Origin of the sequence: Mycolicibacterium sichuanense (assembly GCF_033741125.1) — a bacterium.
GTDB lineage: Bacteria > Actinomycetota > Actinomycetes > Mycobacteriales > Mycobacteriaceae > Mycobacterium.
Genome location: NZ_JAWQPU010000002.1, coordinates 587509 through 604724 on the forward strand (window position 1 = coordinate 587509; position 17216 = coordinate 604724).

Consider the following 17216-nt stretch of genomic DNA (forward strand, 5'->3'; position numbering starts at 1 on the left):
GGCCACCCCCGTGCTCACCGGGGCGCTCGATCGAGCTCCAGCCCGCCGAGGAACTGCAACAGCGCGGCGTTGACCTCGTCGGGCCGTTCCTGCTGCAACCAGTGCCCGGCACCGTCGATCAGCACCTCGCGGTACGGCCCGGACACCACGTCGCCCACCCGGTCGCGTGGGGTCATCGCCAGTGCCGGGTCCGCGGTACCGCCGATGAACAGCGTCGGCACCGAGATGGTCGGGGCCGCCGTCGTCTCCGTCAGCTCCCAGTTCCTGTCGAAGTTGCGGTACCAGTTCAGCGGCCCGGTGAAACCGGTCCTGGTGAACTCTGCGACGTAGTGGTCCAACTCCTCCTGGGTGAGCCAGTCCGGCAGGGCGTTCGGCTCGGGCAGCCGCTCGATGAAGCCGGCGGGTCCCGGCGTGGCCATCTGGACGAACACGTTGTCGCCGTCGGTGGTGTGGACGCCGCCCAGCAACCGGCGCATGGTGCGGGCGGGGTCGGCCCCGAGCTCGGCGTCGGCGAGCCCCGGCTCCTGGAAGTACAGGATGTAGAAGAAGTTCTCGCCGAACGCGTTGCGCCATGCCTCGGTGGGCCGCACCCGCGAGCGGGGAACCGGCGGCACGCTGATCCCCACGCAGGCCGCCACCCGATCGGGATGCAGCAGCGGAAGGTTGGTGGCGACCACCGAACCCCAGTCGTGCCCCACGACGACGGCACGTTCGGCGCCGACGTCGTCGAGCAGGCCGACGAGGTCGCCGGTCAGCCGCTGGATGTCGTAGTCCTCGATCGCCTGCGGCCGCGACGACCCGCCGTACCCCCGCTGGTCGGGGGCCAGGACGTGGTAGCCCGCCGCGGCGAGTACGGGGAGCTGTCGGCGCCACGAGAACGCGAGCTCGGGGAAGCCGTGGGCCAGGACGACCACGGGCGCGCCGCGGTCTCCGGCCTCGGTGATGCGCAACGTCACGCCGTTGGTGTCGACGAAGCGCTCGGTCGTGGCGATGTTCGAGGAGGCCATGCGTTCCAGCCAACCACGGGTCCGCGCGCAGTCGGGAACTGCCGATCGTTGGTCTAGCGGTAGCCTGAACGAACTCAACCTGTGCAAATCGGAAGGACGTGGCCGGCTCGATTCTCCCTCTGTGCCGATCCGGGGGAGCTCTGCTGGCCGAAGACAACGTATGAACCGTAAGAACGTCATCCGCACGCTCACCGCGATCGCGGTGGTGCTGCTCCTGGGTTGGTCCTTCTTCTACTTCAGCGACGACACCCGCGGTTACAAGCCCGTGGACACGTCGGTGGCGATGAGCCAGATCAACGCGGCCAATGTGAACTCGGCGCAGATCGACGACCGCGAACAGCAGCTCCGTCTGGATCTGAAGAACGGCAACGGCGACACCGAGAACAGCGACAAGATCATCACCAAGTACCCGACCGGGTACGGCGTCGACCTGTTCAACGCGCTGACCGCGAAGAACGTCAAGACCAACACCGTCGTCAACCAGGGCAGCGTGTTCGGCTCCCTGCTGATCTACCTGCTGCCGCTGCTACTGCTGGTCGGCCTGTTCGTGATGTTCTCCCGCATGCAGGGCGGTGGCGGCCGGATGGGCTTCGGCTTCGGCAAGTCCCGCGCCAAGCAGCTGTCCAAGGACATGCCCAAGACCACGTTCGCCGACGTCGCCGGCGTCGACGAGGCGGTCGAGGAGCTCTACGAGATCAAGGACTTCCTGCAGAACCCCACGCGCTACCAGGCGCTCGGCGCGAAGATCCCCAAGGGCGTGCTGCTCTACGGCCCGCCCGGCACCGGCAAGACGCTGCTGGCGCGCGCGGTCGCCGGCGAGGCCGGGGTTCCGTTCTTCACGATCTCGGGTTCGGACTTCGTCGAGATGTTCGTCGGCGTCGGCGCCTCCCGGGTTCGCGACCTGTTCGAGCAGGCCAAGCAGAACAGCCCCTGCATCATCTTCGTCGACGAGATCGACGCCGTGGGACGCCAGCGCGGCGCCGGTCTGGGCGGTGGCCACGACGAACGGGAGCAGACCCTCAACCAGCTGCTGGTCGAGATGGACGGCTTCGGTGAACGACAGGGCGTCATCCTCATCGCCGCCACCAACCGCCCGGACATCCTCGACCCGGCGTTGTTGCGCCCCGGCCGCTTCGACCGGCAGATCCCGGTGTCCAACCCCGACATCGCGGGCCGGCGCGCCGTGTTGCGCGTGCACTCGGCCGGCAAGCCGATCGCCGACGACGCCGACCTCGACGGGCTGGCCAAGCGCACGGTCGGCATGTCCGGCGCCGACCTGGCCAACGTCATCAACGAGGCCGCGCTGCTGACCGCGCGCGAGAACGGCACCATCATCACCGGCGCCGCGCTGGAGGAGGCCGTCGACCGCGTCGTCGGTGGCCCGCGCCGCAAGGGTCGCATCATCAGCGAGCTCGAGAAGAAGATCACCGCCTACCACGAGGGTGGCCACACGCTGGCGGCCTGGGCGATGCCCGACATCGAGCCGATCTACAAGGTCACCATCCTGGCGCGCGGGCGCACCGGCGGTCACGCCGTCGCCGTGCCCGAGGACGACAAGGGCCTGATGACCCGCTCGGAGATGATCGCGCGCCTGGTGTTCGCCATGGGCGGCCGCGCCGCGGAGGAGCTGGTGTTCCGCGAGCCCACCACGGGTGCGTCGTCCGACATCGAGCAGGCCACCAAGATCGCCCGCGCCATGGTCACCGAATACGGCATGAGCTCCAAGCTCGGTGCGGTGCGTTACGGCACCGAGCACGGCGACCCGTTCCTCGGCCGGTCGATGGGCACGCAGGCCGACTACAGCCACGAGGTCGCGCAGATCATCGACGACGAGGTACGCAAGCTGATCGAGGCCGCGCACACCGAGGCGTGGGAGGTGCTCACCGAGTACCGCGACGTCCTGGACACCCTGGCCGGGGAGCTGCTGGAGAAGGAGACGCTGCACCGCGCCGAGCTGACGGCCATCTTCGCCGACGTGAAGAAGCGACCCCGGCTGACCATGTTCGACGACTTCGGGGGCCGGGTGCCGTCGGACAAGCCGCCGATCAAGACCCCTGGCGAGCTGGCCATCGAACGTGGTGAGCCGTGGCCGCCGCCGGTGCAGGAACCCGCGTTCAAGGCCGCGATCGCCGCAGCGAGCCGCGCCGCCGAGGCCCAGAACGCCCACGTCAACGGCAATGGCAACGTCAACGGCAGCAACGGCAACGGCAACAACGGCGGGAACGGCAATGGCTCCCATGCCGGTGGCCCCAATGGCGCCCCGGCAAGCACTCAGCCGAATTACGGTGCCCCCGCCGGTTGGCACGCGCCGGGCTGGCCTCCGCAGGGACCGGGTCAGTACCCGCCGCCGCCCCCGCCACCGGCTTGGGGTCCGCCGCAGCAGGGTGGTTACCCGCCGCCGCATCAGCAGCCGTATCCGCCGTATCAGCCGTACCCCGGTCATCAGGCACCCCGCGGTGGAACGCCGGGACCGGGCCAGCAGGATGAGCGGGGCCGCGATGAGCGGTCCACGCCGCCGGATCGCGGCTGAGACGACACAGGAGGCTCCGATGACGAAGCCCAATTCACTCGAACCCGACTCGGCGGTCAAGCCGGGTTCGGCCGCCTTCGTGCCGGCCGCCTTCGATCAGGCTCGGGCCGAGAAGGCGGTGCGTGAGCTGCTCTACGCCATCGGCGAGAACCCCGACCGGTCCGGCCTGGCCGACACCCCGGCCCGGGTGGCGCGGGCCTACCAGGAGATGTTCGCCGGGCTCTACGCCGATCCGGACGACGTCCTGAACACGACGTTCGACGAGCAGCACGACGAGCTGGTGTTGGTCAAGGACATCCCGATGTACTCGACGTGTGAGCACCACCTGGTCGCCTTCCACGGGGTGGCCCACGTCGGCTACATCCCCGGGGCGGACGGCCGGGTCACCGGATTGTCGAAGCTCGCCAGGGTGGTCGACCTCTACGCCAAGCGGCCGCAGGTGCAGGAACGCCTCACCGCGCAGGTCGCCGATGCACTGATGCGCAAGCTCGACCCCCGCGGCGTGATCGTCGTCGTGGAGGCCGAACACCTCTGCATGGCGATGCGCGGCATCCGCAAGCCAGGCGCCAGTACCACGACCTCGGCAGTGCGTGGGCAGTTCAAGACCGACTCCACGTTGCGGGCCGAGGCGCTGGATCTCATCCTGCGCAAGTGAACCCATCCATGCCTTCGACGCGCGTGCGGGTGATGGGCGTCGTCAACGTCACCGAGGACTCCTTCTCCGACGGTGGCCGTTACCTCGATCGTGATCGCGCCGTCGAACACGGCTTGGCGCTCGTCGCCGCCGGTGCCGCCATCGTCGACGTGGGCGGGGAGTCGACGCGCCCCGGTGCCACCCGTGTCGACCCGGCCGTCGAGATCAGCCGGGTCGTCCCGGTCATCGAGGATCTTGCCGCCCAAGGAATCACGGTCAGCATCGACACCATGCACGCCGCGGTCGCGCGGGCGGCACTCGAGAGCGGTGCGACGATCGTCAACGACGTGTCCGGCGGCCGGGTCGATGCCGCCATGGCGCCGCTGGTGGCCGAGGCCGGCGTGCCGTGGATCCTGATGCACTGGCGCGCGGTCGACCCCGCCCGGCCGCACCAGGTGCCCGACTACCACGACGTCGTGGTCGACGTCCGCGACGAACTGCTGGCCGCGGTGGACACCGCGGTGGCGGCGGGCGTGGACCCGGGCCTGCTGATCATCGACCCCGGGCTCGGTTTCGCGAAGTCGGCCGAGCACAACTGGACGCTGCTCGCGGCGCTGCCGGAATTCGTCGACACCGGCATCCCCGTGCTGGTCGGAGCCTCCAGGAAGCGCTTCCTAGGGGCCCTGTTGGCCGACGCCGACGGGACGCCCCGGCCGCCCGACGGCAGGGAGACTGCGACCGCGGTGATCTCGGCGCTGGCCATGATGCACGGGGCGTGGGGAGTGCGGGTGCACGACGTGCGCGCCTCGGTGGACGCGCTGCGGGTCGTCGAGGCGTGGGAGGCCGCCCCGCCGTGGGAGGGCGAGAGTGGCTGACCGAATCGAGTTGCGCGGCTTGGTTGTTCGTGGCCATCACGGTGTCTTCGAGCACGAGCGGCGCGACGGTCAGGACTTCGTCGTCGACGTCACGGTGTGGATCGACCTGGCGCCGGCGGCTGCCAGTGACGACCTGGCCGACACGGTGGACTACGGGGTGCTGGCGCAGCGCGCCGCGGCGATCGTGGCCGGGCCGCCGCGCGACCTGATCGAGACGGTGGCCGCGGAGATCGCCGACGACGTGATGGCCGACGAGCGGTTGCACGCCGTCGAGGTCGTCGTGCACAAGCCCGACGCCCCGATCCCGCTGACGTTCGCCGACGTGGCAGTGGTGGCGCGGCGCTCGCGGCGCAGGGGGGGTTCGGCGACGTGACCCGAGTCGTGCTGTCGATCGGCTCCAACGTCGGGGACCGGCTCGCGCATCTGCAATCGGTGGCCGACGGCCTCGGTCCGGCCGTCCGCGCGGTGTCGCCGGTCTATGAGACCGAAGCCTGGGGTGGGGTCGAACAGGGTCCGTTCCTCAACGCCGTGCTGATCGCCGACGATCCCGCACTGGACTGCCACGGCTGGCTGCACCGGGCCCAGGAACTCGAGCGGGCGGCGCATCGCACCCGTGAGTTGCATTGGGGCCCAAGGACTCTGGATGTCGATCTGATCTGCTGTCACGACGGCGGGGCCGAGGTGCGCAGCACCGACGAGGTACTGACACTGCCCCACCCGTACGCGCACCAGCGCGCCTTCGTACTGGTGCCGTGGTTGGCGGTCGATCCCGCGGCGACCCTCACCGTCGACGGCGCGAGCCGTCCGGTCGCGAGTCTGCTGGCCGAACTGGATGCCGCCGAGCGTGCCGGGGTCCGGCCGGTCGACCTCGCCGTGGGGATCTGATGGGGCCGACGCGCAGGCGCGACCTGACGGGTGCGACGGTACTCGTCGCGTTACTGGCTTACGTCGTGGTGCGGCTGACCTACCGGTGGCTTCCGCCAATCACCGTCTGGACCGGGCTCTCGTTGCTGGTGGTGGCCGCCGGTGAGGCGGGCTGGGCGTTCTACGTGAGGTCCAAGATTGGCAACGGCAAGATCGGTGACGGTCCCGGCTGGTTGCATCCCCTGGCGGTGGCCAGGGCGGTGATGATCGCGAAGGCGTCTGCCTGGGTGGGGGCGCTGGTGCTGGGCTGGTGGGTCGGCGTGCTGGTCTACCTGCTACCCAGGCGAAGCGAAGCCTTCGCGGGCGGGAGTATCCCGGGTTCGGTGGTGGCTGCGGCGAGTGCGCTGGCGCTGGTGCTCGCGGCGCTGTGGCTGCAGCATTGCTGCAAGTCGCCCGAGGAGCCGCCGGAGGACGCCGACGGCGCGCCCGGATGAGGTCGCGAGCAGCTGACCAGGAGAATCGCCGGTGTGGACGGTGGGCGATGAGACCTCCCGCAGGTACAGTCGGCCCATGACCGATCCGACCCGTGGAACCCGCGCGCGCCGCGGCAACCGCAGGCCGGGCTCGTTGCTGTTGACGGCTTTGCTGGTGCTCGCCATCGTGGCCAGTTCGGCGCTGGTCTTCACCAACAAGGTCGAACTCCTCAAACTTGCCGTGATCGTCTCGCTGTGGGCGGCCGTGGCGGCTGCCTTCGTCTCGTTCATCTACCGCAGGCAGTCCGACATCGATCAGGCCAAGTCGCGGGACCTGAAGTTGGTCTACGACCTGCAGCTCGATCGCGAGATCGCGGCCCGCCGGGAGTACGAGCTGTCGGTCGAGGCGCAGCTGCGCCGCGAGCTGGCCTCGGAATTGCGGGCCCAGGCATCCGACGAGGTGGCCAATCTGCGGGCCGAACTCGCCGCGCTGCGCACCAACCTGGAGATCATCTTCGACACCGATCTGCAGAGCAGGCCCGCACTGGAGACCGAACGCACCACCGTGCACCACTTCGGTGACTGGGACGCCTTCGCAGCCGGGACGTCTGCCAAGGGGGGCGGCCCCGGCGAGGAGCGCGATCGGTCCTTCGGTCCCGGCCGGGTGATCAGCAGCCGCATCGACACCGAGGCTCGGGAGGATTCGGACCCCAACACCGAGGAGAGTCCGATCATCGACGTGCCCGTCGAACCGCAGCCGCCGGAGGATCCCTGGGCTCCGCAGGTGCCGGGTGGTGCCCACCGCCGCGCGTCGGAGGGGCAGCCCGTCGACGCCGGGTGGCGTCAACCCGGCCAACCCCCGGCTCCGCCACAGCGCGAGCCCACGACGCAGTCGGGTCCCCGGCGGCCCTGGGCGCCGGTCGAAGGCTCGCCGCCACCGGCCCCGCCGCCTCAGCCCCCGCCCTCGCAGCCCGAGGAGCCCGGTCGGCACGTTCCAGCGGGCAACGGCTGGCGGCCCGCGCCTGCCGAGGGCCAGTTCATCCCGGCCGGCGCGCCGGGGAGCAACTGGGCGTCCCCCGTCGTCGAACGGGGCGAACCGAACCCGGCCGGATCGGCCGGGCCCGAGCCAGCCATGGCCGAACCAGCTGCGCCCGAGCCAGCCATGGCCGGACCAGCTGCTCAGCCCGCGCCGGCACCGCCCGCGGAGCCGACCCCGCCGCCCCCCGCGATGACCCCACCGTCTGCGCCCGAGTCGCCAAGGCCGGGACGGCACTACTCGGTCGAGACGGCCGAGACGGCGGCCGCCGCCGCAGCCGAATCGGCCCGGCGGGCCCGCCATTCGGCGCCATCGGAGGCCGACCCCGGCCGCCGCACCGCACCGACGCTGGCCAGCCCGGCGCCAGCCCCGTCCGAGGCGCAGGAGCGCCAAGCCGCCCGGCACCGCGGCGCGGAGGATTCCGAGGAGTCCGCCGGGCAGCACATCGGCGGTCAGCCGGTCTCGGAGTTGATGGCCCGACTGCAGGCCAGTTCCACCGGAGGCGGCCGTCGTCGCCGCCGCGAGGAGTGAGTTAGTCTCGACGCGACCGTGCGGTACCCGCTCCAGCCGGGACCGCAACGCTTCTCGATCGACATGCGAGGTCGTCTGCGATGGTGCAGCCCGACGGACTGCGTCCGGCTCGGCTCACGGTGGGCATCATCTCCGCCGGCCGGGTCGGCACCGCCCTCGGTGTGGCTCTGGAACGTGCCGAACACGTCGTGGTGTCGTGCAGCGCCATCTCCAACGCCTCCCGCCTGCGCGCGGAACGGCGGCTCCCCGACACCCGAATCCTGCCCGTTCCCGACGTCGCCGCCCACTGCGAGCTGCTGATCCTGGCCGTCCCGGATGCCGAACTCGCCGCTCTGGTGGCCGGTCTCGCCGCCACCGGGTCAGTCCGGCCGGGCACGATCGTCGTGCATACCTCGGGAGCCAACGGCATCGGCGTGCTCGCGCCGCTGACCGGGCTGGGCTGCATCCCCTTGGCGATCCACCCCGCGATGACGTTCACCGGTTCCGACGAGGACGTCAGCCGGCTCTCGGGTGCGTGCTTCGGCATCACCGCGGCCGACGAGGTCGGTCGCGCTATCGCCCAGTCGCTGGTGCTGGAGATCGGTGGTGAACCCTTCGGCGTCGGCGAGGAGGACCGCCAGCTCTATCACGCGGCCCTCGCCCACGGTGGCAATCATCTGATCACCGTCGTGCTCGACGCCGTCGAAGCGCTGCGGACCGCGCTTGCCGGGCAGGAACTCCTCGGCCAGGAGGTCGTCGGTGAAGCGCCAGGGGGCATTGCCGAGCGGGTTCTCGGTCCGCTGGCGCGGGCCTCGCTGGAGAACGCGCTGCAACGCGGCCAGGCCGCGCTCACCGGACCCGTCGCCAGAGGGGACGCGGCCGCCGTTGCCGCCCATCTGCACGCGCTCGAGGCCGTGAACCCCGAACTGGCGCAAGCCTATCGGGCCGATTCCCGCCGTACCGCACAGCGAGCACACGCCCCCGCCGATGTGTTCGCAGTGCTCACCGGACCGACAGAAGGGGGACGCACGTGACGGTCCGCAAACCGCCCGCATTCAACGCCGGCGAACTCAACCTCTACCACGACCCGCAGGCCGTGTCCGACGTGTGCCGGGCGTTGCGGGCCACCGGCCGGCGCGTCGTCCTGGTGCCGACGATGGGTGCGCTGCACGACGGTCATCTCGCGCTGGTGCGCACCGCCAAGCGCGTGCCAGGTTCGGTGGTGGTGGTCTCGATCTTCGTCAACCCCTTGCAGTTCGGCGCCGGTGAGGACCTCGACGCCTACCCGCGCATGCTGGACGCCGACCTGGCGGCGCTGCGGGCAGAAGGCGTCGACGTCGTGTTCGCGCCGACCGCGGCGAAGATGTACCCGCATGGACCGCGCACCACGGTGCAGCCCGGCCCGCTGGGGACCGAGCTCGAAGGCGCTTCTCGGCCAACGCACTTCGCCGGGATGCTGACGGTGGTGCTGAAGCTGCTGCAGATCGTCCGGCCGGACCGGGCGTACTTCGGCGAGAAGGACTACCAGCAGCTGGTGCTGATCCGGCAGATGGCCGACGACTTCGACCTCGGCATCCAGATCGTCGGCGTGCCGATCGTCCGCGAGGCCGACGGGTTGGCGATGTCCTCGCGCAACAGGTATCTCGACGACGACGAGCGTGAACAGGCCGGGGCGCTCTCGGCGGCATTGCTGGCCGGGATGTACGCCGCGTCCCGCGGGGCCGCCGAGGCGGTGGACGCCGCGCATGCGGTCCTCGACGAGGTGCCCGCGCTGGAGGTCGACTACCTCGAGGTGCGCAACAACTGGCTGGGGCCGGCACCTGCCGAGGGCCCGGCGCGCATGCTGGTGGCCGCCCGGCTGGGCCGGACCAGGTTGTTGGACAACATCGCCATCGACGTCGGCGCCGCCGGCGGCATCGACGGGCACTCGCGGGTCGCCGACGGCCCCAACCACGAACTGCCCTGGAGGAACTGAACGCCGTGCTCCTCGCGATCGACGTTCGTAACACCCACACCGTGGTCGGGCTCATCTCGGGCACGGGGAACCACGCAAAGGTAGTGCAGCACTGGCGCATTCGCACCGAGGCCGAAGTCACCGCCGACGAGTTGGCGTTGACGATCGACGGGTTGATCGGTGACGACTCCGAGCGGTTGACGGGCGCGACGGCGTTGTCGACCGTGCCGTCGGTGCTGCACGAGATCCGGGTGATGCTCGATCAGTACTGGCCGTCGGTGCCGCACGTGCTGATCGAGCCGGGCGTGCGCACCGGCATCCCGCTGCTGGTCGACAATCCAAAGGAGGTCGGCGCCGACCGCATCGTCAACTGCCTGGCGGCCTATCAGCGCCATGCGGGAGCCGCCATCGTCGTGGACTTCGGCTCGTCGATCTGCGTGGACGTGGTCTCGGCCAAGGGTGAGTTCCTGGGCGGGGCGATCGCGCCCGGCATCCAGGTGTCCTCCGATGCCGCGGCCGCCCGCTCGGCGGCGCTGCGCCGGGTGGAGCTGACCCGGCCGCGGTCGGTGGTCGGCAAGAACACCGTCGAATGCATGCAATCCGGTGCCGTGTTCGGCTTCGCCGGCCTGGTCGACGGCCTGGTCAGGCGGGTCCGCGAGAACGTCGACGGGTTCGGGGGCGCCGACGTCGTGGTGGTCGCCACCGGGCACAGTGCACCGTTGCTGCTGCCGGAGTTGCAGACCGTCGCCCACCACGAGCCGCACCTGACGCTCGAGGGCCTGCGGCTCGTGTTCGAGCGCAACCTGAACGACACCCGCGGCAAGGGCCGCCAGCCCCGCTAGCCCTGCCCACCCCGCGGGTTCGGCGCTTCCTCGGTCGCCTCGGAGGCGTTACCGCGCCCGAATCACGTCTTCCTGTTGACGAGGGGCGCGCGCGGGAGAATCATGTGTTGCGTACAGCACGCTAGTTGCGCATCATGCAACAGTCGGAGGATCTCTTGGCAGCCCCCAAGGTCGTCGTCATCGGTGCGGGCATCGTCGGCAGCTCGCTGGCCGACGAACTCACCGCTCGCGGTTGGACCGACGTCACCGTCGTCGATCGCGGACCCCTCTTCGCCACCGGTGGATCGACGTCGCACGCCCCCGGTCTGGTCTTCCAGACGAACCCGTCGAAGACCATGTCGGAGTTCGCCAAGTACACCACCGAGAAGTTCAGCCGCCTCGAGCACCGCGGCGGCTGGGCCTTCAACCCGACCGGCGGCCTCGAGGTTGCCTCGACCCCCGAGCGCTGGGCGGACCTGCACCGCAAGGCCGGCTGGGCGCAATCGTGGGGCATCTCCGGTGAACTGCTCACCGCGGGCCAGTGCGCCGAACTCCATCCACTGATCGACGCCGACCGCATTCTCGGTGGATTCCACACTCCCACCGATGGTTTGGTGAAGGCAGTCCGCGCGGTCGAGGCGCAGGCGCAGACCGCGGTCGCGCGCGGGGCGCGGTTCCTGCCCCACACCGAGGTGCTCGGCGTGCTCGACGACGGCAGGAAGGTGACCGGCGTCCAGACCGCCGACGGCGTGCTCCCCGCCGACGTCGTCGTGTGCTGCGCCGGCTTCTGGGGCGCCCAGCTGGCCAAGCAGGTCGGGTTGGTGGTGCCGCTGGTGCCGATGGCGCATCAGTACGCGACCACCGGCCGCATCGAACCGCTCGTCGGTCGCAACACCGAAACCGCCGAGGCCGGGCTGCCGATCCTGCGGCACCAGGACCAGGACCTCTACTTCCGCGAGCACGTCGACCGCATCGGCATCGGTTACTACGGGCATCGTCCGATGCCGGTCGACGTCTCCACCCTGGCCGCCGACACGGCGGGCGAGCAGATGCCCTCGATGCTTCCGTTCACCGACGAGGACTTCATCCCCGCCTGGCGCGAATCGGTCAAATTGCTTCCCGTGCTCCATGATTCGAAGATCGAGCAGGGCTTCAACGGAATCTTCTCCTTCACGCCCGACGGCTTCTCGATCATGGGCGAGCATCGCGAGCTCAGCGGATTCTGGGTGGCCGAGGCGGTGTGGGTGACCCACTCGGCCGGGGTCGCGAAGGCCACCGCGGAGTGGATCGTCGACGGAATCCCGGCGACCGACGTCCACGAGTGCGACCTGTATCGGTTCGAGGACGTGGCACGCAGCGACGAGTTCATCATGACCACCAGTTCCCAGGCCTTCGTCGAGGTGTACGACATCGTCCACCCGCACCAGTACCGCGAGGCGTTGCGCGGGTTGCGCACCAGCCCGTTCCATCCGCGCCAACTCGAGTTGGGCGCGTTCTTCTTCGAGGGCGGCGGCTGGGAGCGCCCGGCCTGGTACGAGGCGAACGGCGCTCTGGCGCAACGGCTCGAGGACGACGGGCTGGCCTTCCCCGAACGCGACGAGTGGGCGGCGAAGTTCTGGTCGCCCATCTCCATCGCCGAGGCGCACTGGACCCGCGAGCGCGTCGCCATGTACGACATGACGCCCCTGACGCGCTACGAGGTCACCGGTCGCGGTGCGCTGGCACTGTTGCAACGGCTCACCACCAACGACGTCGACAAGAGCGTCGGATCGGTGACCTACACGCTGCTGCTCGACGAGAATGGCGGCGTGCGAAGCGATCTCACCGTGGCCCGGCTGGCCGCCGAGCGCTTCCAGGTGGGTGCCAACGGACCGATGGACTTCGACTGGATCACCCGCCACCTGCCCGAGGACGGCAGCGTGGCGGTGCGCGACGTCACCAGTGCGACGTGCTGCGTCGGGGTCTGGGGGCCGGCCGCCCGCGACCTGGTGCAGCCACTGTGCAAGGAGGGCCTCTCGCACCAGGGGTTCAAGTACTTCCGGGCGCTGAGCACCTACCTCGGAGCCATCCCGGTGACCATGATGCGGGTGTCCTACGTCGGCGAACTCGGCTGGGAGATCTACGCCGATGCGGCCTACGGCGCGGCGCTGTGGGACCTGCTCTGGGCGGCAGGGGAGCAGCACGGCGTGATCGCCGCGGGCCGGATCGCGTTCAACAGCCTGCGCATCGAGAAGGCCTACCGGTCGTGGGGGACCGACATGACCGCCGAGCACCTCCCCGCCGCTGCGGGTCTGGACTTCGCCGTCCGGATGACCAAGGCCGACTTCGTCGGCAAGGCCGCGCTCGAGAAGGCTGCCCCGCCCGCGAAGACGTTGTGCAGCATCGTGTTCCACGATCCGACTGCGGTGGTGCTCGGCAAGGAGCCGGTGTTCCGCGCCAGCGGGGCCGGCGAGTGGATCGGCTACGTCACCAGCGCGGCCTACTCGACCACCGTCGGGCGCTGCATCGCATACGCCTGGTTGCCCGCCACGACCACGCCCGGTGACGTCGTCGCCGTCGACTACCGCGGCAGCCGGTACGGCGCGACCGTGCACGCGGAGCCGGTGGTGGATCCCGAGATGACGAGGATCAGGCGATGAGCGCTCGCGCGAAGAGCAGAGGGCAGCGATGAGCGAGGCGTACGACGTCATCGTCGTCGGGCTTGGCGGCATGGGCAGCTCGGCGGCCTACCACCTGGCCGCCCGCGGCCAGCGGGTGCTCGGCCTGGAGAAGTTCACCCCCGCGCACGACAAGGGTTCCAGCCACGGCGGGTCCCGCATCATCCGGCAGTCCTACTTCGAGGATCCCGCCTACGTGCCGCTGCTGCTGCGGGCCTACGAGCTGTGGGAGACGTTGGCAAGGGACTCCGGTCGCGAGGTCTACCGGATCACCGGAGGATTGTTCAGCGGTCCCCCCGACTGCCTGACGGTGGCCGGTAGCCGCCGCGCGGCGCAGGAATGGTCGCTGCCGCACGACCTGCTCGATGCCGCCGAGGTGGCGTCCCGCTTCCCCAACTTCACGCTGGCGCAGGGCCACGTCGCGCTGTACGAGGCGATGGCCGGCTTCGCGCGCCCGGAGCTGACGGTGCAGGCGCACATCGATCTCGCCATTCGCGAGGGCGCCACCCTGAACTTCGGCGAACAGGTCCTGGAGTGGTCCGAGCACTCCGGCGGCGTGCGCGTGACCACCGACCGCGGCACGTATGCGGCCGGTCAGCTGGTGATCTGCCCAGGCGCCTGGGCGCCCCAGTTGCTCGCCGAGTTCGGCATCCCCATCACCGTCGAGCGTCAGGTGCTCTACTGGCTCGACCCCGTCGGCGGGACGGCGGCCTTCGAGGACCAGCCGATCTTCATCGACGAGAACGCCGCCGGGCAGCAGATCTACGGCTTCCCGGCGATCGACGGCCCGGCCGGCGGGGTGAAGGTCGCGTTCTTCCGCAAGGGCATCGTCTGCACCCCGGAGACGATCGACCGGACGGTGCACCCCCGCGAGATCGCCGAGATGCGGGAGCGCGTCGGCGAATTGCTGCCCGCCCTGGACGGCCCGTGCGTGCACTCGGCGACCTGCATGTACTCCAACACCCCCGACGAGCACTTCGTCATCGCCCGGCATCCCGAATCGGTGAACGTCACCGTGGCGTGCGGCTTCTCGGGCCACGGCTTCAAGTTCGTGCCCGTCGTGGGCGAGATCCTCGCCGACCTCGCGATGACCGGCTCGACCGACCATCCCATCGACCTCTTCGACCCACGCAGACTGGTGACGACGTGACGACCTCCCCTTCGCCCATGCTCCACCCACCCGGCACCGAGCACCCGCCGGCGCTGCTACCCACCCTCGGCGGTGTGTTCTACACCAGCGCCGCGGTGTTCACCGCCGAGCAGGACCAGATCTTCGAGCGCATGTGGTTCTGCGCTGCCCGTTCCGGCGAGCTGGCCAACCCGGGCCAGTTCAAGAACGTCCAGGTCGGGCGGGAGAGCGTGCTGGTGGTGCGGGGACGCGACGGTGAACTGCGCGCGTTCTTGAACGTGTGCCGGCACCGCGGCGCCGCGCTCTGTACCGAGTCCGAGGGGCAGGTGCGGCGAAACCTGCGCTGCCCCTATCACTCCTGGACCTACGCGCTGGACGGCAAGCTCGTGGCGGCACCCAACCTGGCCGCCCTGAAGGACGCGTCGGGTGAGGGCATCGACCGGTACGCCTACGGTCTGGTGCCGGTCGCGTTGACCGAGTGGCTGGGATACGCCTGGGTCTGCCTGGCGGATGACCCGCCGTCCTTCGCCGACGAGGTGATCGGCACCGTCACCCACCGGCTGGGCGACCCCACCGCCATCGACCACTACGACATCGAGAACCTCACCGTCGGTCGCCGGGTCGTCTACGACGTGGCCGCCAACTGGAAGCTCATCGTCGAGAACTTCATGGAGTGCTACCACTGCGCCACCATCCACCCCGAGCTGACCGAGGTGCTGCCCGAGTTCGCCAAGGGCCTGGCCGCGCAGTACTACGTCGGCCACGGTGCGGAGTTTGGCTCGGATGTATCGGGTTTCACCATCGACGGCAGCGAGGGGTTCGAGACGCTGCCCGGTGTCACCGAGGATCAGGACCGCCGCTATTACGCCGTGACGGTCAAGCCGACGGTGTTCATCAATCTGGTGCCCGACCACATCATCTTCCACCGGATGTATCCCATGGCGGCTGATCGAACCGTGGTGGAGTGCGACTGGCTCTACACCCCGGACGTCGTGGCGCAGGGCCGGGACGTGTCCCGTTCGGTCGAGCTGTTCCACCGCGTCAACGAGCAGGACTTCGAGGCCTGCGAGCGCACCCAGCCGGCGATGTCCTCCCGGGCGTATCGCAAGGGCGGGGTACTCGTTCCCTCCGAACACCACATCGCGGAGTTCCACGAGTGGGTAGTGTCCCGAGTCGGCACGCACTCCGGCGTCGACGACTCGAGGTGACACGTGAACGGTGAGCCCGACCTCTACATCGGTGCCCAGTGGGTGCACGCGTCCGACGGGGGTACGCGCGACATCGTCAACCCCGCCGACGGCAGCGTCGTCGCGGTCGTCGACGAGGCCACCGACGCCGATGCGCGCGCCGCTGTCGCGGCCGCGCGCGCGGCGTTCGACGAGGGCTCGTGGCCCGCGACGCCGGCCGGCGAACGGGCCCAACTACTGGACCGCATCGCCGACCTGCTGCAGCGCGACCGGGAGTCCCTCGCCGAACTGGAGACCCGCGACACCGGAAAGACCCTGGCGGAGAGCCGAATCGACATCGACGACGTGACGTCGGTGTTCCGCTACTACGCCCGGCTGGTCGGAGTCGCCGCCGACCGGGTGGTGGACGTCGGCGACCCGACCATCATCAGCCGGGTAGTCCGCGAACCGATCGGTGTCTGCGTGCTGATCGCGCCATGGAACTACCCGCTGCTGCAGATGTCGTGGAAGATCGCACCGGCGCTGGGGGCGGGCTGCACCATGGTCGCCAAGCCCAGCGAGGTGACGCCGCTGTCGACGATCGCGTTCGTGCGCCTGCTGGAGGAGGCCTTCCAAGAGAAGCAGGTGCCGGCCGGCGTGGTCAACCTGGTGCAGGGCAGCGGTGCCGCACTGGGTGCCGCCCTGACCGACAACGCGTGCGTCGACTTCATCTCCTTCACCGGCGGCCTGGCCACCGGCCGGACGATCGCCAAGGTGGCCGCCGAGCACGTCACCAAGGTCGCCGTCGAACTCGGCGGCAAGAATCCGCACCTCGTCTTCGCCGACATCGGCGCGGGATCCGATTGGGACAGCGCAGTCGACCAGGTGCTGACGGGAGTCTTCCTGCATTCGGGTCAGGTGTGCTCGGCGGGCACCCGGCTGATCGTCGAGGAGTCCATCGCCGACGACTTCGTGGCCGCTCTGGTGGAGCGCGCCGAGAAGATCAGGATGGGCGACGGGATGGATCCGGCCAGCGAGACCGGCCCGCTGGTGTCCGAGCAGCACCGCGCCAAGGTGGAAGCCCATGTCGCGGCGGCGATCTCGGAGGGCGCGAAGCTGCTCACCGGTGGCGCACGACCAACCGACCCGGCGCTTGCCAACGGCAGCTTCTACCTGCCGACGATCTTCGACCGGTGCGACCGGTCGATGAGCATCGTCCGCGAGGAGACCTTCGGGCCCATCCTCACGGTCGAGAGATTCACCACCGAGGCCGAGGCGATCGCGCTCGGCAACGACACGGAATACGGTCTCGCGGCGGGCGTTCGTACGTCCGACCCGGCGCGGGGCGAACGTGTGGTGCGCGCTCTGCGCCACGGCACGGTGTGGCTCAACGACTTCGGCTACTACACCGCCGCGGCGGAGTGGGGCGGATTCGGAAAGTCTGGTAACGGCCGCGAGCTCGGACCCACCGGCCTTGCGGAATACCAAGAGATCAAACACATTTGGCACAACACGGCGCCAAAACCCGCAGGCTGGTTCAAGGGCGAATAGCCACGACCC

15 protein-coding genes are annotated in these 17216 nt (G+C 69.9%); 14 read left to right on the top strand and 1 reads right to left on the bottom strand.

Annotated features, from left to right (window positions below; genetic code table 11):
• Nucleotides 1-14: 14 nt before the first annotated feature.
• On the bottom strand, nt 15-1007 hold the full coding sequence (locus SBI80_RS09700; protein WP_318974238.1) for an alpha/beta fold hydrolase: 993 nt from the start codon (nt 1005-1007) through the stop codon (nt 15-17).
• 160 nt (nt 1008-1167) lie between these two features.
• On the opposite strand from SBI80_RS09700, the gene ftsH reads away from it, so the two are divergent.
• The 14 genes from ftsH (at nt 1168) to SBI80_RS09770 (ending at nt 17207) form a co-directional block, all read left to right on the top strand.
• On the top strand, nt 1168-3537 hold the full coding sequence (gene ftsH, locus SBI80_RS09705; protein WP_318974239.1) for an ATP-dependent zinc metalloprotease FtsH: 2370 nt from the start codon (nt 1168-1170) through the stop codon (nt 3535-3537).
• A 19-nt stretch (nt 3538-3556) separates the two neighbouring features.
• Nucleotides 3557-4192 (top strand): GTP cyclohydrolase I FolE, encoded by a 636-nt coding sequence (gene folE, locus SBI80_RS09710; protein WP_318974240.1) that lies wholly within the window; start codon nt 3557-3559, stop codon nt 4190-4192.
• Between the two features lie 8 nt (nt 4193-4200).
• On the top strand, nt 4201-5046 hold the full coding sequence (folP, locus tag SBI80_RS09715) for a dihydropteroate synthase (RefSeq protein ID WP_318974241.1): 846 nt from the start codon (nt 4201-4203) through the stop codon (nt 5044-5046).
• A complete protein-coding gene (gene folB, locus SBI80_RS09720) occupies nt 5039-5419 on the top strand; it encodes a dihydroneopterin aldolase (RefSeq protein WP_318974242.1) in 381 nt (126 codons plus the stop codon). The genes folP and folB overlap by 8 nt, the downstream gene beginning before the upstream one ends.
• Nucleotides 5416-5931: a 2-amino-4-hydroxy-6-hydroxymethyldihydropteridine diphosphokinase gene (folK, locus tag SBI80_RS09725; protein WP_318974243.1), complete on the top strand. Its 516-nt coding sequence runs from the start codon at nt 5416-5418 to the stop codon at nt 5929-5931. Before folB ends, folK begins: the two co-directional genes overlap by 4 nt.
• Nucleotides 5931-6404, top strand: coding sequence for a DUF3180 domain-containing protein (locus tag SBI80_RS09730; protein WP_318974244.1), 474 nt, complete (start codon nt 5931-5933; stop codon nt 6402-6404). The genes folK and SBI80_RS09730 overlap by 1 nt, the downstream gene beginning before the upstream one ends.
• Nucleotides 6405-6480: 76 nt before the next feature.
• Nucleotides 6481-7950, top strand: a complete 1470-nt coding sequence (locus SBI80_RS09735) for a DUF6779 domain-containing protein (RefSeq protein WP_318974245.1) — start codon at nt 6481-6483, stop codon at nt 7948-7950.
• A gap of 80 nt (nt 7951-8030) precedes the next feature.
• Nucleotides 8031-8963, top strand: a complete 933-nt coding sequence (locus SBI80_RS09740; RefSeq protein ID WP_318974246.1) for a Rossmann-like and DUF2520 domain-containing protein — start codon at nt 8031-8033, stop codon at nt 8961-8963.
• Nucleotides 8960-9904, top strand: coding sequence for a pantoate--beta-alanine ligase (gene panC / locus SBI80_RS09745; protein ID WP_318974247.1), 945 nt, complete (start codon nt 8960-8962; stop codon nt 9902-9904). Before SBI80_RS09740 ends, panC begins: the two co-directional genes overlap by 4 nt.
• 5 nt (nt 9905-9909) lie before the next feature.
• A complete protein-coding gene (locus SBI80_RS09750; RefSeq protein WP_318974248.1) occupies nt 9910-10725 on the top strand; it encodes a type III pantothenate kinase in 816 nt (271 codons plus the stop codon).
• A gap of 134 nt (nt 10726-10859) precedes the next feature.
• Nucleotides 10860-13343 (top strand): GcvT family protein, encoded by a 2484-nt coding sequence (locus SBI80_RS09755; protein ID WP_318974249.1) that lies wholly within the window; start codon nt 10860-10862, stop codon nt 13341-13343.
• A gap of 28 nt (nt 13344-13371) precedes the next feature.
• Nucleotides 13372-14511: an N-methyl-L-tryptophan oxidase gene (gene solA, locus SBI80_RS09760; protein WP_318974250.1), complete on the top strand. Its 1140-nt coding sequence runs from the start codon at nt 13372-13374 to the stop codon at nt 14509-14511.
• Between the two features lie 17 nt (nt 14512-14528).
• The gene (locus tag SBI80_RS09765; RefSeq protein ID WP_318974251.1) at nt 14529-15698 is read left to right on the top strand and encodes an aromatic ring-hydroxylating oxygenase subunit alpha; all 1170 of its coding nucleotides are present in this window, start codon (nt 14529-14531) and stop codon (nt 15696-15698) included.
• A 3-nt stretch (nt 15699-15701) separates the two neighbouring features.
• Nucleotides 15702-17207 carry an aldehyde dehydrogenase family protein gene (locus SBI80_RS09770; protein WP_318974252.1) on the top strand — a complete coding sequence of 502 codons (1506 nt, stop codon included), beginning with the start codon at nt 15702-15704 and terminating at the stop codon, nt 17205-17207.
• Nucleotides 17208-17216 lie beyond the last annotated feature (9 nt).

Bases quoted from the DNA above. Each gene is read 5' to 3' on its own strand.
- SBI80_RS09755 (WP_318974249.1), top strand. From the start codon at position 10,860: ATGCAACAGTCGGAGGATCTCTTGGCAGCCCCCAAGGTCGTCGTCATC.
- folP (WP_318974241.1), top strand. From the start codon at position 4,201: ATGCCTTCGACGCGCGTGCGGGTGATGGGCGTCGTCAACGTCACCGAG.
- solA (WP_318974250.1), top strand. From the start codon at position 13,372: ATGAGCGAGGCGTACGACGTCATCGTCGTCGGGCTTGGCGGCATGGGC.
- SBI80_RS09700 (WP_318974238.1), bottom strand. From the start codon at position 1,007: ATGGCCTCCTCGAACATCGCCACGACCGAGCGCTTCGTCGACACCAAC.
- ftsH (WP_318974239.1), top strand. From the start codon at position 1,168: ATGAACCGTAAGAACGTCATCCGCACGCTCACCGCGATCGCGGTGGTG.
- folE (WP_318974240.1), top strand. From the start codon at position 3,557: ATGACGAAGCCCAATTCACTCGAACCCGACTCGGCGGTCAAGCCGGGT.
- SBI80_RS09740 (WP_318974246.1), top strand. From the start codon at position 8,031: ATGGTGCAGCCCGACGGACTGCGTCCGGCTCGGCTCACGGTGGGCATC.
- SBI80_RS09765 (WP_318974251.1), top strand. From the start codon at position 14,529: ATGCTCCACCCACCCGGCACCGAGCACCCGCCGGCGCTGCTACCCACC.
- SBI80_RS09730 (WP_318974244.1), top strand. From the start codon at position 5,931: ATGGGGCCGACGCGCAGGCGCGACCTGACGGGTGCGACGGTACTCGTC.
- SBI80_RS09735 (WP_318974245.1), top strand. From the start codon at position 6,481: ATGACCGATCCGACCCGTGGAACCCGCGCGCGCCGCGGCAACCGCAGG.